We start from the raw sequence: 14,322 nt of genomic DNA, 5'->3' as shown, positions 1-14,322 counted from the left end.
GCATGGAGTCCACACCCACCAGCCCCCTGCTGGAGTTGACCGCCCTGCGCCGGGAATTCCCCGCGGGCGAAGAAACCATTGCCGTCCTGAAAGACGTGAACCTGCGCATCCACGCGGGCGAGATGATTGCCATCGTCGGCGCGTCCGGGTCGGGCAAGTCCACTCTGATGAACATCCTGGGCTGCCTGGACCGGCCCACCACCGGCTCCTACCGCGTGGCCGGGGTCGAAACCGGCCAGCTGGATGCCGATGCCCTGGCCGCCCTGCGGCGCGAGCACTTTGGCTTCATCTTCCAGCGCTACCACCTGCTGGGCGACCTGAGCGCGCTGGGCAATGTGGAAGTGCCCGCCGTCTACGCAGGCAAAGATAGCGCCGCCCGGCATGAACGCGCCGCCGCCCTGCTGGGCCGCCTGGGCATGGCCGACCGCATGCGCCACAAGCCCGGCCAGCTCTCGGGCGGGCAGCAGCAGCGGGTGAGCATTGCGCGCGCGCTGATGAACGGCGGCAGCGTGATCCTGGCCGACGAGCCCACCGGCGCGCTCGACAAGCACAGCGGTGCCGAGGTGATGAAGATCCTGCAGGAGCTGCACGCCGAGGGCCACACCATCATCTTGGTGACGCACGACATGCAGGTGGCCGAGCACGCCCAGCGCATCATCGAAATCAGCGACGGCGAGATCGTGGCCGACCGCCAGATCCAGGCCGCCAGCGCCGCCCCGGTACTGCCCACGCCCCCCGCAGGCAGCGGTGGCCTCGGCGCTATGTGGGGCCGTTTCAGCGAAGCCTTCCGCATGGCGTTGCTGGCCATGCGGGCGCACCCGCTACGCAGCTTTTTGACCATGCTGGGCATCATCATCGGCATCGCATCCGTGGTGTCGGTGGTGGCGCTGGGCGAGGGCTCGCGCCTGCAGGTGCTGAAGAACATCAGCTCCATCGGTACCAACACCATCGAGATTTTTTCGGGCAGCGGCTTTGGCGACCAGCGCGCCGGGCGGGTGCGCACCCTGGTGCCCGCCGATGCGGATGCACTGGCCCAGCAGGTGTATGTAGACAGCGCCACGCCCATGGCCTCCAGTTCGGCCACGCTGCGTTATGGCAACGTGGCCGTGACCGGCAACATCAACGGCGTGGGCGAGCAGTACTACCGCGTCAAGGGCATCACGTTGGCGCAGGGCGCGTTTTTCGATGCCGCCAGCGTGGCCAGCCTGGCGCAAGAGGTGGTGATCGACGACAACACCCGCAAGCAGCTCTTTCCCACCACACCCAACCCGCTGGGCCAGGTGATTTTGCTGGGCAGTGTGCCGTTTCGGGTGGTGGGTGTGGCGCAAAAGAGCGAGTCGGGCTTTGGCAACCGCGAGGCGCTGAACGTCTACATCCCCTACACCGCCGCCATGCGCCGCGTGCTGGGCCAAAGCTACCTGCGCTCGATCTCGGTGCGGGTGAGTGACGATGCCTCCAGCGAAGCCGCCGAGGCGGGCATCAACCGCCTGCTCAAGCAGCGCCACGGCACGCAGGACTTCTACACCCTGAACACCGACACCATCCGCCAAACGATTGAGAGCACCACCCAGACCATGACCCTGCTGGTGTCGGCCATTGCGCTGATCTCGCTGGTGGTGGGCGGCATCGGGGTGATGAACATCATGCTGGTGTCCGTGACCGAGCGCACCCGCGAGATCGGCGTGCGCATGGCCGTGGGCGCGCGCCAGAGCGACATCCGCCAGCAATTCTTGATCGAAGCCGTGCTGGTCTGCCTGCTGGGCGGCGTGCTGGGCATAGGCTTGTCACTGCTGATCGGCTGGGGCTTTGGCCAGAGCGGCAGCAGCTTCCAGATGGTCTATTCCACGGCCTCCATGGCGGCGGCGTTTGCCTGCTCCACCCTGATCGGCGTGGTGTTTGGCTACCTGCCCGCCAGCAATGCGGCCCAGCTCAACCCGGTGGACGCACTTTCGCGTGAATAAAACGATGCACTCTTTCAAACCCTTGCTTCTTGCCGTGCTGGTCCTGTCGGGCTGCGCCACTTCGCAAGCCCCGTACACCGTTCCCGCTACCAGTCTGCCCGCCCAATGGCAGTACGGCACGGCCAGCACGGCCGCCAGCACCGATGCCTGGTGGAAGGGCTTTAACGACCCGGTGCTCGACCAACTCATAGACCAGGCCCTGCTGCGCAACAACAACCTGGCCGCCGCCACCATCAAGGTGCGCCAGGCCCAGCTGCAGGCCGGGCTGGCCGAGAACCGGCCCAACTTCAGCGGCAGCCTGAACACCGGTGCCAGCCGCGCCCTGGAGGGCAACGCGAACACCAGCCGCAGCAGCGGTGCCAGCCTGGGCGTGGGCTATGAGATCGACCTGTGGAACAAGCTGGGCAGCCAGCGCGACGTGGCCCTGTGGGAAGCCCGCGCCACCGAACAAGACCGGGCGGCGACCGCCCTGGCCCTGGTGGGCACCACGGCCCAGCTCTACTGGCAACTGGGCTACCTGCACCAGCGCCTGGCCGCCAACCAAAGCAACATCGCCACTGCCGAAAAAACCCTGCAACTGGTGCAAGTCCAGGCCAACGCCGGTGCCGTGGGCGGGCTGGAGCTGGCCGAAGCCCGCCAAAGCCTGCTCAACCTGCAGGCCAGCGACACCACCCTGCAACAGCAGGCGGTGGCCGCCAACACCGCCCTGGCCTTGTTGTTTGACACCGCCCCCGGCTCCCCACCGGCCCAGCCGCAAACCCTGCCCACCAGCACCCTGCCCGAGGTGGCTGCAGGCCTGCCCGCCGAGCTGCTGGCCCGCCGCCCCGACCTGCGCGCCGCCGAGCTGCGCCTGCGCGAGAGCCACGCGCAAATCACCGCCACCCGCGCCAGCTACTACCCGGCGCTGACGCTCACCGGCGCTTTGGGCACCAGCAGCACCTCGCTGCAGAACCTGCTGAGCAACCCGGTGGCCAGCCTGGGCTTGGGCCTCAGCCTGCCGTTTTTGAACCAGAAAGAGATGGACCTGAACATCCAGGTCGCCCAGGCGCAGAGCGAGGCCGCAGTGGTGAACTTCCGCCAGACCTTGTACACCGCGCTGGGCGATGTAGACAACGCCTTGTCCGCCCGCCAACAGTACCGCGCCCAGGCCGTGCTGCTGGCCCAGGTGCTGCAAGCCGCTACCGAGGCGGAGCGCCTGTATGGCGTGCGCTACCGCGCCGGAGCCGTGGCCCTGAAGCCCTGGCTGGACGCCCAAACCGCCCGCCGCAACGCCGAGATCGCCCTGGCCGAGAACCGCCTGAACCAGTTCACCAACCACGCCACCCTGGTGCTGGCGCTGGGTGGGGATGCGGTGCTGCCGGAGTGATGATTGCTACACTTTAGATAGCTTCTTACGCTGATGGAATAAGCACAGGAGGCTGATTTCTTATAAATCCACCTGCGCCAACACCAGCCCCACCATGGCCTGCGCCGCCACCGAGAGCGCCTCGCCCTTGCGCTGCGCCAGCACCAGGGGGCGGTGCAAGGCGGCGTCCCGCACCGGGCAGGCGTGCAGCCCGGCGCGCTGGAAGTGGAACAGCGTCAGCTCCGGCACGATGCTGATGCCCAGGCCCTGCGCCACCAGGGCGGCCAACGTGGCCAGGTGCTCTACCTCCAGCGCCGAGGTGGGCAGACCCTCCAGCCCAGGCACCTGCGCCAGGTGCTGGCGCACGCTGCTGTTGCGGGCCATGTGCAGCATCGGGGTGTTGTACTCGGCCAGTTGCTCCAGATGGATCTGCGTGTGCGCGGCCAGCGGGTGGTCGGGGCGGCAGACCAGCCAGTAGCGCTCGTCGCGCAGCACGCGGGTGTCGAATTCGCGCAAATCGCCCCCGGCGGTGATGGCAAAGTCCACCCGTCCCTCGCGCAGCAGCGCCAGGCTGGCAGCGGCCAGGGTGTCGAAGAGTTGGATGCTGATCTGCGGGTACTGGCGGCGGTAGGCAGCGATGGCGGGCGGCATCCACACCGCCGCCACCGAGGGCAGAGCCGCCACCGCCACCCGGCCCACCCGGCGCGCCGCCAGGTCTTGCAGGTTGCCCAGGGCGCTGCGCAAATCCTGCTCGATGCGGCCCACCTCGTCGGCAAACACCTGGCCTTCGGGGGTGAGCGCCACGTGGCGGGTCGAGCGCTCAAACAGCTTCAACCCCGCCGTGTCCTCAATGCGCCGGATGCGCTGGCTGAACGCGCTTTGCGACAGGTTGCAGCGCTCAGCCGCGCGGGTGAAGTGCCGCGTTTGCGCCAGGGCCATGAAGGCCTCCAGGTCGCGCACCGAGAAATTGATTGGCTTCATGGATGAATCAAGACGTTTTTCCCATTTTACAAATGAGAGGCGGGCCCCAATACTCCGCCCACTGCTTTGAAGAAGGACCACCATGCCCCTTGAAATTCCCCCGCCCCTGCGCATAGGCTGCGCCGCCGGGTTCTCCGGCGACCGGGTCGATGCAGCGCAGGCGGTGGTGGACAGCCTGATTGCCCAAGGCGGCCCGGCGTTCCTGATTTTCGAAACCCTGGCCGAACGCACCTTGGCCCTGGCCCAGTTGCGCCGCCGGATCGACCCGCAGGCCGGGTACGAGCCGTTGCTGGACGCGCTGCTGCGCCCGGTGCTGGCGCGCTGCCTGGCGCACGGCATCCGCATCGTGAGCAACTTTGGCGCGGCCCACCCGCTGGCGGCGGCGCAGCACATCCAGCGTATGGCGCACGAGCTGGGCCTGGCCGCACCGCGAGTGGCGGTGGTGTGGGGCGACGACGTGTCGGGGCCTGAGCATCAATCCGCTTTGCGTGCCGAGCTGGGGCCGGTGTTCGACACATTGGCCGTCGTCAGCGCCAATGCCTACATCGGGGCCGAGCCGATTGCCGATGCGCTGCTGGCGGGCGCGCAGATCGTGGTGTGTGGCCGCGTAGCCGACCCCTCGCTCACCGTGGGCCCGGCGCTGGCGCATTTTGGCTGGGCGCGCGACGACTGGCCCCGCTTAGGCGCAGCCACCATGGCCGGGCATTTGCTGGAGTGCGGCGCGCAGGTCTGCGGCGGCTACTTTGCCGACCCCGGCTTCAAAGACGTGCCCCACCTGGCCGCCGTGGGCTACCCCATCGCCACGCTGCAGGCCGATGGCAGCTGCCGCATCACCAAGGCCGATGGCACGGGCGGCCTGGTGACCCTGGCCACGGTGAAAGAACAACTGCTGTACGAGGTACACGACCCCGCCGCCTATCTGACCCCCGACGTGGTGGCCGACATCAGCGCCGCACGCGTGGACCAGACCGGCCCGGACGTGGTGGCCCTGCACGGTGTGCAAGGCCACGCCCGCCCCGCCGCGCTGAAGGTCAACGTCTGCTACGAGGGTGGCTGGCTGGCCGAGGGCGAAATCTCCTACGCCGGACCCCGCGCCGAGGGCCGCGCCCGGCTGGCCGCCGACATACTGCGCCAGCGCCTGCCGCAACTGGCGCTGCGGGTGGACCTGATCGGCGTGCTCAGCGTGCTGGCCGACGATAGCGGCAGCTTGCTGGCCCAAACCTCTGCGGGTAACGCGAGGGATGTGCGCCTGCGCGTCGCCGCCAGCCATGCCGACAAAGCCCAGGCCGAGTGCCTGTGCCGCGAAGTCACCGCCTTGTACACCTGCGGCCCGGCGGGCGGCGGGGGCGTGCGCACCACGCTCACCGCACGGCTCAACACCCTGTCGTGCCTGCTGCCCCGCAGCCTGGTGCCCACCGGATTCACCTTGCTGGAGGCCGCATGAACATCACCGTCCCGCTCTACCGTGCCGCCCACAGCCGCACCGGCGACAAAGGCAACCGCTCCAACTTGAGCGTGATCGCCTACCGCCCCGAACTGTTTGCCCTGCTGGAACAGCAGGTCACCGCCGAAGCCGTGGCCGCCCACTTTGCCCACAAACAGCCACACCACGTGGAACGCCATGTTCTACCTGCCCTGCAAGCCATGAATTTTGTATTGGACGAGGTACTGGACGGCGGCGTGAACGACGCGCTGAACCTGGACAGCCACGGCAAAGCCCTGTCGTTTTGGCTGCTGGATTTGCCACTGACAATCCCTTTAGCCCTACAGCCTTTTCTACAACCAGAAAATTAACCGAGACACCCTTATGCGCCGCACTTTCCTGACCCTTGCCGTCACCGCCCTGTTCGCCACCGCCAGCCAGGCCGACACCTTCCCCGACAAGACCATCACCTTCATCGTGCCGTTTGCCGCGGGCAGCGCCACCGACCAGCTGGCCCGCGCCCTGGCCCAGGCGGTCACGCTGGATGCCAAGGTCAGCGTGGTGGTGGACAACAAGCCCGGCGGCAACGCCTTCATCGGCGCGCAGGCGGCGGCCAAGGCCAAGCCCGACGGCTACACCGTGCTGATCGCCACCAACACCACCCACGCCGCCAACGAGCACCTGTACAAAAAGCTGCCCTACGACCCGGTGAAAGACTTTGAACCCCTGACCCTGCTGGGCCGGGGCGGCCAGATCATGCTGGTCAACCCCAGCCTGGGCGTGAACACCGTGGCCGAGTTCGTCAAGCTGGCCAAGTCCAAGCCCGGCAAGCTCAGCTTTGGCTCGGGCAGCTCGTCCAGCCGCATCGCGGGCGAGCTGTTCAAGCAAATGGCCGGGGCCTACATCGTGGCCATTCCCTACCGCAGCAATCCGCCCGCCGTGACCGACCTGATCGGCGGACAGATCGACGTGATGATCACCGACATGGCCACCGGCCTGCCCCAGGTCAAGGGCGGCAAGCTCAAGGCGCTGGGCGTATCCACCCTGCAGCGCAGCCCGCTGGCCCCCGACGTGCCCACCATCAGCGAGGCCGGGGTCAAAGGCTACGAGATGACCTACTGGTTTGCCGCCTACGCCCCCGCCGGTACGCCCGCGCCGATGGTGGCCCGGCTGAACGAACTGCTGGTCAAGGCCGCCAAGAGCAGCACCGCCGCCAGCTTCTACCAGGGCACCGGCACCGAAATCACCACCACCACACCCGACGGCCTGCGCAAGGTGCAGGCCGATGAATCGGTGAAGTGGGGCAAGATCATCCAGGCCGCGGGAATGCAGCCGGAGTAAGCGGCATTTGCTACGTTTTTAGTAGCTTCTTGCGCTTATGGGATGGGCGGTAGCGGCCTAAAAAGCGTCTTAAATCCAGCCCATATGTCGTCTGCTCGGCTTGTCAATGCCATCACCCTCATTAAGTTAAAGTTTGCACGCTGAAATAGGCTTTAAACCAAGGAATTAACTTTATGGCGGGTGAGTTACTGGACAGTAATCAACAGACTGGATGTGACGAGCCACTCCTACTTTGGGCTGTTCGTGATGCTAATCAACGAAAGTTCGTTCACATTGGCATGCTCACCCCGGCTGAGAAAGGTGCCGCCTGCAGATGTCTTTGCCGCAATTGCGGAGAACGCCTCATTGCCATCAATGTCGACAAACCTAAGTCCCACTTTGAGAGGCCACGCACCCAGCGACGGCATTTCAAGCACAAGCACCTAGATTCGGAACAAAGCAAATGTCTTAGTGCGGTCGCTCGGCTCTTAGCACTACAACTATTTGTCGAACAAGATGCCATTTACCTTCCGCCACGTCGCCGGATTGTTTCAAAGGTTTCTCCTACAGGGACCATTATTGAAGCCCACCAAGAGACTCCTGGTGGGTTTGCGGGGGTTAAGAGTCGGACTTGGATCGATGAAGTAAGCGCGCTACTGTTGCTAGAAGATGGTCGCGAATTACTCGTAACCGTGCGCACTCACCAAAACGTTAATGAGAACCGGCATTCGACATGCGTTCTATCTTTAGCCAAGGTTAGCGACCCCGAAATTGCCGGTTGGGACTCTGAAAAAATATTGCAGCATCTTCGCCTACCTATCTCTGGCATGAACTGGGAAAAGCATTGGAACGATGCCGAACTAGACGCACAGAAAGATAAAAACTTAGCTGAGCAAGAAGACTTATTTTTTGGTGGTATTCCCCATGAGTGGTTGGAAAATTTAAACGGGAAACAGGTCAGCGAAACAATCCTTCACTGGCTCATAAAGAAAGCCGTGGCAGAACAACGAACTCTTCGTGTGCCTGCATTTTCTATACATGTTCGCCAAGAAATGCCAGACGGAACTATCGCTGAAGAAGTGGCTAGCTGCGGGGAAGATGTTCTTGAACTGACCGAAGTTCGCCTCGAACGACGACTCAATGCGATGGTGCCAGACGTAATTTGCCGGGCACGCAGCATGGTATCCAATCGCCCGATTGTTGATCTGCTAATTGAGGCTGCAGTCACCAATTACATCAACGATGACAAGCGCCAGAAAATCATGGCATCTGGTGCCGCATGTATTCAGATTCGAGCCAACCTTTTTTCCGAAACTGGTTCGGTTCGTGTTTCAGAGATCTCGCGCACTGTCATCTCCGATACCTCCATTAAAGAATGGATCGTCCATCCTTGGATAGCAGATGAGGTGACAAAAGCAAAACGTCGCTTGGCAATTAAAGAAGGGCGAATTTACGCTCAAATTTCGATTCAAACCGCCGCAGAAAAAAAACGTACAGATGATAGAAATCGTTTGAAAGCTTGGCTGGGAAATGCCGAAGATTTATCCCTTGCAAAAGGCTATTTGAAAGCACTAAAGGCGTTTTGGGCTGGCCAGCCAGCCCTACAGTCTGGCGATGAACCCGTTTCTCTTGATGATTTGTGGCACGAACTGGACCGCCGTCAGATTGTCCGAGGCAACCGCCAGATGGTTGAAACCAAAGGGAGTCTGTTAAGCCAGTTAGCAAGCTTTAAAGAAGCGCCTTCAGAGCTTCACGTCAATGCTTTGCTTGACCTGCTCACCCAAGCCGTGGAACGGCTGTGGACGATGACATCCAACGCGCTCATAACTGTGTTTTTCCTAGAAGCCAATGAGACGTCGATGACTAGGCGACAAAACGAACAGTTTCAAGCATGCAATCTGAAGTTACGCGCCCTTGTCCAAAAGGGGGAGGAGCGTTCACGTCGATTCACCGAGCACGACCACTTGTACGCTTTACTTTTCCCCGAAATGGCTTCGCGCCTCAAATCGGACTACGGCACTGTCACTTACATGTCCAAGTTGCGTCAGGAACTTGCCGCGCAAGAAAACGAGAAGCAACGACGGCAGAAGCTTAGAAGTGATCGTGTCACGTTGGCTAAAAAACTCCGGAGTAAGAAAGTCCAGAATGAATTGAACCAGGCAATAGAAACAGAACTAGCGGCTGTCGCGGGAAAACTTCGGTGGATCAAATCTGTTGGGGACGATAAGGGGCCTGCTTTGTTATATGGGTTATACGGAGGCCAAGTTCGTTTGCAAAACATCGGTGCCATGGATGTTTTTAAAAAGGCAATAGACCACCGTACCAAAAACATCAGCGTAGATGCGGCCCTCAGAGCTATGTGCTTTAGGTATGCGCCCGATGTCGCCGCGTCGGTCAAATTGCTCCAATTGGCAAGAGTCTGCTCCACGCCAAAATGAGCAGTCTATGCCAAGTCCTTGTACGAAGTACGCTGGTGCATTCAAGCCATTGCCGCCAAAGCCTTCGCTGAAAACCGCCTGAACGAGCTGCTGGTCAAGGCTGCCAAGAACAGCACCGCCGCCAGCTTCTACCAAGGCACCGGCACCGAAGTCACCACCACCACGCCCGAAGGCCTGCGCAAGGAGCAGGCCGACGACTCGGTGAAGTGGGGCAAGATTATTCAGGCGGAGGGCATTGCGCCGGAGTAGGCGGAATTTGCTATTTTCTTAGTAGCATCTAGCGCTTATCCGATGGGCGGTGAGTGCCTAAAAAGCTTGTAACCCCCCCCCCGCCCGCCATATCGCGGCCTACAGGCCAAACGGCCAGATGTCCTGGACGGTTTTGGACAGGACTTGCTGGCGCTCGGCGGCGGGCAGAAAACCCAGGTTGCCGCGGTACACGGCGACCATCTTGTCGTAGGGCAGTTCACTCAGCGAGATCGGCCAGTCGGTGCCCCACATCAGGCGCTTGGCACCAAAGCGGTCGTAAACACGCTTCACCTGGTCGAAGGCATCGGCGTAGGGATAGGCCTGCTTGGACAGGCGTGGCACGTGCGAGATCTTCACGTACACCTGGGGGAAGCGCGACAGCGCCAGCAGGGGCTCCAGCAGCTGCGGCTGGTCGGGTGGCACATCGGCCATATGGTCGATGACCACGGTCAGCTCCGGGTTCTTCTCGATCAGCGGCACCAGGTCGGACATGCGCGCGCCCGAGGCCAGCACGGTCATAGGCACTTTCAGCGCGGCGCAGCGTCGCCACAGCGGTGCCATCAGCGGGCCGCGGATCCAGTCGCCATCGGCCTGGTCGGACGGGCTGAGGCGCACACCGCGGAAGCCCTGCTCCAGCGTGAGTCGACTCAGGTGGTCGGGTGCAGCGGGGTCCTCGGGGTTGACGCGGGCAATGCCGTGGAACTGGCCCGGATAGCGCTTGAGCACATCGGCCAGGTAGCTGTTGTCCCAACGGTAGTGGATGACCTGCACGATGACGGTGCGCGCCACGCCGTTGGCCTGCATCAGGTCCAGCAGCGTCTCGGCGCTGGCATCGAACTCCGGCGGTTTGCGGCCCTGGGCGAACGGGAAGGCCGGGTCGCGCTTCCACACATGGACATGCGAGTCGATGAGCAGGGGTACGGCATCTGCCGCTGCGGCCTGGGGCATATGCTGCACCCAGGGCGCGGCCAGGGATGCCGCAAGAACGCGGCGGCGGTTCAACATAGGAGTCACCTGGTCAGGCCGCCGCGACGGTGGTCTCGGCCATATCCCGGCTGTACGACCGGCTCGAATCCACCAGCATGCGGGTGTAGGCGTGCTGGGCAGCGTTGTTGCACAGGGCTTCGGTACTCAGGCTTTCCACAATGCTGCCGTGCTGCATCACCGCCACCTGGTCGCACAGGTGGGCCACCACGCCCAGGTCGTGGGTGACCATCAAATACGTCAGGCCGTCGCGCTCGCGCAGGTCGGCCAGCAGGTTCAAGATTTCGGCCTGCACCGACACGTCGAGCGCCGAGGTGGGTTCGTCCAGCAGCAGCACGCGGGGCTCCAGGATCAGGGCGCGGGCAATCGCTACGCGCTGGCGCTGGCCGCCGGAGAGCTGGTGCGGGTAGCGGAAGCGAAAGCTGCTGTTCAGCCCCACCTTGGTGAGGATGCTCTCAATCCGTTCGCGCTCCTGGTCCATGCCGTGGATGCGCAGCGGCTCGGCCAGCACGGTGTGGATGGTGTGGCGCGGGTGCAGCGAGCCATAGGGGTCCTGGAACACCATTTGCACGCCACGGCATTGGGCCAGTTTTTGGGCGCGGCTCAGCTTGTGGCCCAGGGCGCGGCCTGCGATTTGCAAGTTGCCTTCCCAATGCGTGTACTGCCCGGCCAGGCAGCGCAGCACGGTGGTTTTGCCCGAGCCGGATTCGCCCACCAGCCCGAAGGACTGGCCCTGGCGCACTTGCAGGTTGACGTTGTTGAGCACGTTGACGGACCCGAAGGCCAGGTGCAGGGCGTTGACATCGATCATGGTCATGGGGAAATCCTTAAGCAGTGAGCCAGGTGGGGTCGCGTTGCAGCACGGGCAGGCGCGTGCGACGCTGGTCCAGGCTGGGCAGGGCGCTGAGCAGGCCCCGGGTGTAGGGGTGCTGGGCGTTGTCCAGGTCGGCGGCGGCAATGCTTTCCACCACCCGCCCGGCGTACATCACCAGCACGCGGTCGCAAAAGTGGCGCACCAGGTTCAGGTCGTGGCTGATGAAGACCAGGCCCAGGCCGCGCTGGCCCACCAGGTCGTCCAGCACGGCCAGCACCTGCAGGCGCACCGACACGTCCAGGGCCGAGGTGGGTTCATCGGCAATCAAAATCTCGGGCTCGGTGATGAGCATCATGGCAATCATGATGCGCTGGCCCATGCCACCGGAGACCTCGTGCGGGTACAGGTTGAACACCCGCTGCGGCTCGCGGATGCGCACCGACTCCAGCATGGCCAGCGCCCGGTCGGTGGCTTCGGCACGCGATACCTTGTTGTGCGCCAGGTAGGCTTCGGCGATCTGCTGGCCCACGCGCACCACCGGGTTCAGCGAGTACTTGGGGTCTTGCATGATCATGGACATGCGCTTGCCGCGGATGGCCTGCATGGTCTTGGGGCTGGCGTCCAGCAGGTCGATGCCGTCGAAGGCCAACTTGCGCGCTTCGATCTTGGCGCTGCGCGGATGCAGCTTGAGCAGAGCCCGGCCCACGGTGGATTTGCCCGAGCCGGACTCGCCCACGATGGCCAGCTTTTCACGCGACAGGTTGAACGACACACCGCGCACGGCGTGCATGGGGCCGTCGGGGGTGGCGAAGTGGATGTGCAGGTCTTCGACTTGCAACTTGGGGGTGGTCATGATCGGCAATCCTTATTCGTTGCGGGGGTCGAGCACATCCCGCAGGCCATCGCCCAGCAGGTTGAAGGCCAGGCTGACCATCATGATGGCGGCACCGGGCGTGGCCACCAGCCACCAGCACTCCATCATGTAGCGGCGGCCACTGGAGATCATGGCGCCCCACTCGGGCATGGGCGGCTGGGCACCCAGGCCCAGGAAACCCAGGCCCGCAGCGGTCAGGATCACGCTGGCCATGTTCATGGTCAGGCGCACCACCACCGACGACATCAGCATCGGCGCGATGTAGCGCAGCAGAATGCGGCCGCTGGAGGCACCCTGCAGCTGGGCTGCCACCACAAAGTCGGCATTGCGCAGCGACAGGGTTTCGGCCCGTGCCAGCCGCGCAATCGGCGGCCAGGCGGTCAGCGCAATCGCAATCACCGCGTGGTCCAGCCCCGGGCCAAGCGCAGCCACGAAGGCCAGCGCCAGTACCAGACTAGGGAAGGAGATAAAGATGTCGGTGACGCGCATGAACAGGTTGTCCACCCAGCCACCAAAGTAGCCCGAGACGGCACCCACGGCCAGCCCCACCGGCCCCACGATCACCGTCACCAGGGCAATGATGTAGAGCGAGATGCGCGAGCCATGCACCAGGCGGCTGAACACGTCGCGGCCATATTCGTCGGTGCCGAACCAGTGGGCGTTGCTGGGGGCCTGCAGGGCCTGGGTCAGGTCTTGCTCCAGCGGGTTGTGGGTGGCAATCAGCGGGGCAAACAGGGCCACTATCAGCAGTGCGGCCACCACCACCAGACCCGCCACGGTCATGGGGTTGTGCAGCAGCCTTTGCAGGATGCGGCGGGCGCTTTGGCGCAGGGCTTGCGCCGCCGTTTGGGGGGTTGTGGACACGGTCTTGTCGGAGAGGGTCAGGGCAGCCATTAGCGGGTCCTCGGGTCAAACACGTGGTACAGGGCATCGGACAGCAGGTTCAGCGTGACGAAGATCACCCCCACCACCAGCACGCAGCCCATCACGGCGTTCATGTCACCCAGCAGCAGGCTGCTGGTCAGGTACTGGCCAAAGCCGGGCCAGGCGAATACGGTTTCGATCAGCACCGCGCCTTCGAGCAGGCCGCCGTAGGCCAGGGCCACGATGGTCAGCAACTGCACCAGGATGTTGCGAAACGCATGGCCCCAGACCACACCGCGCTCGGACAGGCCTTTGACCCGCGCCGTGGTGATGTACTCCTGCGACAACTGCGCCAGCATGAAGCTGCGCGTCATGCGGCTGATGTAGGCCATGGAGTGCAGGCCCAGGATGCAGGCGGGCAGCATCAGGAACTTGATGGCGTTGCGAAACACCTCCCACTCGCCCGCCAGGGCCGAATCCACCAGCAGCAGGCCGGTGCGCGGTGCCACCAGGCCGTCATACGCCAGGTCGATGCGCCCGGCTCCCCCGGCCCAGCCCAGCCAGGCGTAGAACACCAGCAGGCCCATCATGCCGAACCAGAACACCGGGGTGGAATAGCCAAACAGGCTGATGACGCGCACCACATGGTCGGCCAGGCGACCGCGCCGGGTGGCGGCATACACGCCCAGGGGCACGCCCAGGCCGGTGCCGAGGATGATGGCCATGGTGGCCAGCTCCACGGTGGCAGGCAGCACCCGGGCCAGGTCGTCGGTGACCTTGTGGCCGGTGAGCAAGGCGTTGCCCAGGTCGCCGTGCAACAGGTCGCGCAGGTAGTAGGCAAACTGCACCGGCAGGGGCCGGTCCAGGCCGAGCTGCTGGTAGACCTGGTCGTAGGTGGAGCGGTCTGCATCGGGGCCGACGATGGACAGCACCGGGTCCAGCGGCATGACGCGGCCAATCACAAAGGTCAGCAGCAGCAGACCCATCAGCGTGAGCACCACGCTCAGCAGGCGGTGGCCCAGAGCGCGCAAGGTGGATGTAGTCACAGAAGTTTCTCCTGGAGGGGCCG

General features: G+C 63.9%; 13 protein-coding genes. 7 read left to right on the top strand and 6 right to left on the bottom strand.

Translation table 11 applies throughout. The features are described from left to right. Positions 1-2: 2 nt before the first annotated feature. On the top strand, positions 3-1,961 hold the full coding sequence (locus AC097O_RS15615) for a MacB family efflux pump subunit (RefSeq protein WP_479593810.1): 1,959 nt from the start codon (positions 3-5) through the stop codon (positions 1,959-1,961). A gap of 4 nt (positions 1,962-1,965) precedes the next feature. Next, positions 1,966-3,327, top strand: coding sequence for an efflux transporter outer membrane subunit (locus AC097O_RS15610; protein WP_479593808.1), 1,362 nt, complete (start codon positions 1,966-1,968; stop codon positions 3,325-3,327). 60 nt (positions 3,328-3,387) lie between these two features. On the opposite strand, the gene AC097O_RS15605 is transcribed toward AC097O_RS15610, so the two are convergent. Further along, entirely contained in the window at positions 3,388-4,287 is a 900-nt protein-coding gene (locus tag AC097O_RS15605; protein ID WP_479593805.1) for a LysR family transcriptional regulator, read from the bottom strand. Between the two features lie 82 nt (positions 4,288-4,369). On the opposite strand from AC097O_RS15605, the gene AC097O_RS15600 reads away from it, so the two are divergent. The 5 genes from AC097O_RS15600 to AC097O_RS15580 all read left to right on the top strand — a co-directional run bounded on the left by AC097O_RS15600 (position 4,370) and on the right by AC097O_RS15580 (position 9,717). Further along, positions 4,370-5,731, top strand: coding sequence for an acyclic terpene utilization AtuA family protein (locus tag AC097O_RS15600; RefSeq protein ID WP_479593803.1), 1,362 nt, complete (start codon positions 4,370-4,372; stop codon positions 5,729-5,731). Further along, on the top strand, positions 5,728-6,081 hold the full coding sequence (locus AC097O_RS15595; RefSeq protein ID WP_479589274.1) for an AtuA-related protein: 354 nt from the start codon (positions 5,728-5,730) through the stop codon (positions 6,079-6,081). The genes AC097O_RS15600 and AC097O_RS15595 overlap by 4 nt, the downstream gene beginning before the upstream one ends. Positions 6,082-6,094: 13 nt before the next feature. Beyond that, a complete protein-coding gene (locus AC097O_RS15590; RefSeq protein ID WP_479589273.1) occupies positions 6,095-7,051 on the top strand; it encodes a Bug family tripartite tricarboxylate transporter substrate binding protein in 957 nt (318 codons plus the stop codon). Positions 7,052-7,224: 173 nt separating this feature from the next. Next, a complete protein-coding gene (locus tag AC097O_RS15585; protein WP_479593801.1) occupies positions 7,225-9,468 on the top strand; it encodes a hypothetical protein in 2,244 nt (747 codons plus the stop codon). A gap of 18 nt (positions 9,469-9,486) precedes the next feature. Then, positions 9,487-9,717 (top strand): hypothetical protein, encoded by a 231-nt coding sequence (locus AC097O_RS15580; protein ID WP_479593799.1) that lies wholly within the window; start codon positions 9,487-9,489, stop codon positions 9,715-9,717. 99 nt (positions 9,718-9,816) lie between these two features. On the opposite strand, the gene AC097O_RS15575 is transcribed toward AC097O_RS15580, so the two are convergent. Genes AC097O_RS15575 through AC097O_RS15555 form a run of 5 tightly spaced genes read right to left on the bottom strand, consistent with a single transcriptional unit; the run spans position 9,817 to position 14,299 of the window. After that, on the bottom strand, positions 9,817-10,722 hold the full coding sequence (locus AC097O_RS15575) for an amidohydrolase family protein (protein ID WP_479593797.1): 906 nt from the start codon (positions 10,720-10,722) through the stop codon (positions 9,817-9,819). 13 nt (positions 10,723-10,735) lie between these two features. Further along, positions 10,736-11,512, bottom strand: a complete 777-nt coding sequence (locus AC097O_RS15570) for an ABC transporter ATP-binding protein (RefSeq protein WP_479593871.1) — start codon at positions 11,510-11,512, stop codon at positions 10,736-10,738. Between the two features lie 16 nt (positions 11,513-11,528). Next, positions 11,529-12,368 carry an ABC transporter ATP-binding protein gene (locus AC097O_RS15565; protein WP_479593795.1) on the bottom strand — a complete coding sequence of 280 codons (840 nt, stop codon included), beginning with the start codon at positions 12,366-12,368 and terminating at the stop codon, positions 11,529-11,531. Between the two features lie 12 nt (positions 12,369-12,380). Then, the gene (locus AC097O_RS15560) at positions 12,381-13,283 is read right to left on the bottom strand and encodes an ABC transporter permease (RefSeq protein WP_479593793.1); all 903 of its coding nucleotides are present in this window, start codon (positions 13,281-13,283) and stop codon (positions 12,381-12,383) included. Further along, positions 13,283-14,299, bottom strand: coding sequence for an ABC transporter permease (locus tag AC097O_RS15555; RefSeq protein WP_479593791.1), 1,017 nt, complete (start codon positions 14,297-14,299; stop codon positions 13,283-13,285). Before AC097O_RS15555 ends, AC097O_RS15560 begins: the two co-directional genes overlap by 1 nt. Positions 14,300-14,322: the final 23 nt, after the last annotated feature.

This window comes from Rhodoferax sp. LS1P39, assembly GCF_056521425.1.
Note: the sequence above shows the minus strand (reverse complement) of the source record. Positions and strands in the feature narration are given on the sequence as shown.

Bases quoted from the DNA above. Each gene is read 5' to 3' on its own strand.
- AC097O_RS15615 (WP_479593810.1), top strand. From the start codon at position 3: ATGGAGTCCACACCCACCAGCCCCCTGCTGGAGTTGACCGCCCTGCGC.
- AC097O_RS15610 (WP_479593808.1), top strand. From the start codon at position 1,966: ATGCACTCTTTCAAACCCTTGCTTCTTGCCGTGCTGGTCCTGTCGGGC.
- AC097O_RS15605 (WP_479593805.1), bottom strand. From the start codon at position 4,287: ATGAAGCCAATCAATTTCTCGGTGCGCGACCTGGAGGCCTTCATGGCC.
- AC097O_RS15600 (WP_479593803.1), top strand. From the start codon at position 4,370: ATGCCCCTTGAAATTCCCCCGCCCCTGCGCATAGGCTGCGCCGCCGGG.
- AC097O_RS15595 (WP_479589274.1), top strand. From the start codon at position 5,728: ATGAACATCACCGTCCCGCTCTACCGTGCCGCCCACAGCCGCACCGGC.
- AC097O_RS15590 (WP_479589273.1), top strand. From the start codon at position 6,095: ATGCGCCGCACTTTCCTGACCCTTGCCGTCACCGCCCTGTTCGCCACC.
- AC097O_RS15585 (WP_479593801.1), top strand. From the start codon at position 7,225: ATGGCGGGTGAGTTACTGGACAGTAATCAACAGACTGGATGTGACGAG.
- AC097O_RS15575 (WP_479593797.1), bottom strand. From the start codon at position 10,722: ATGTTGAACCGCCGCCGCGTTCTTGCGGCATCCCTGGCCGCGCCCTGG.
- AC097O_RS15570 (WP_479593871.1), bottom strand. From the start codon at position 11,512: ATGATCGATGTCAACGCCCTGCACCTGGCCTTCGGGTCCGTCAACGTG.
- AC097O_RS15565 (WP_479593795.1), bottom strand. From the start codon at position 12,368: ATGACCACCCCCAAGTTGCAAGTCGAAGACCTGCACATCCACTTCGCC.
- AC097O_RS15560 (WP_479593793.1), bottom strand. From the start codon at position 13,283: ATGGCTGCCCTGACCCTCTCCGACAAGACCGTGTCCACAACCCCCCAA.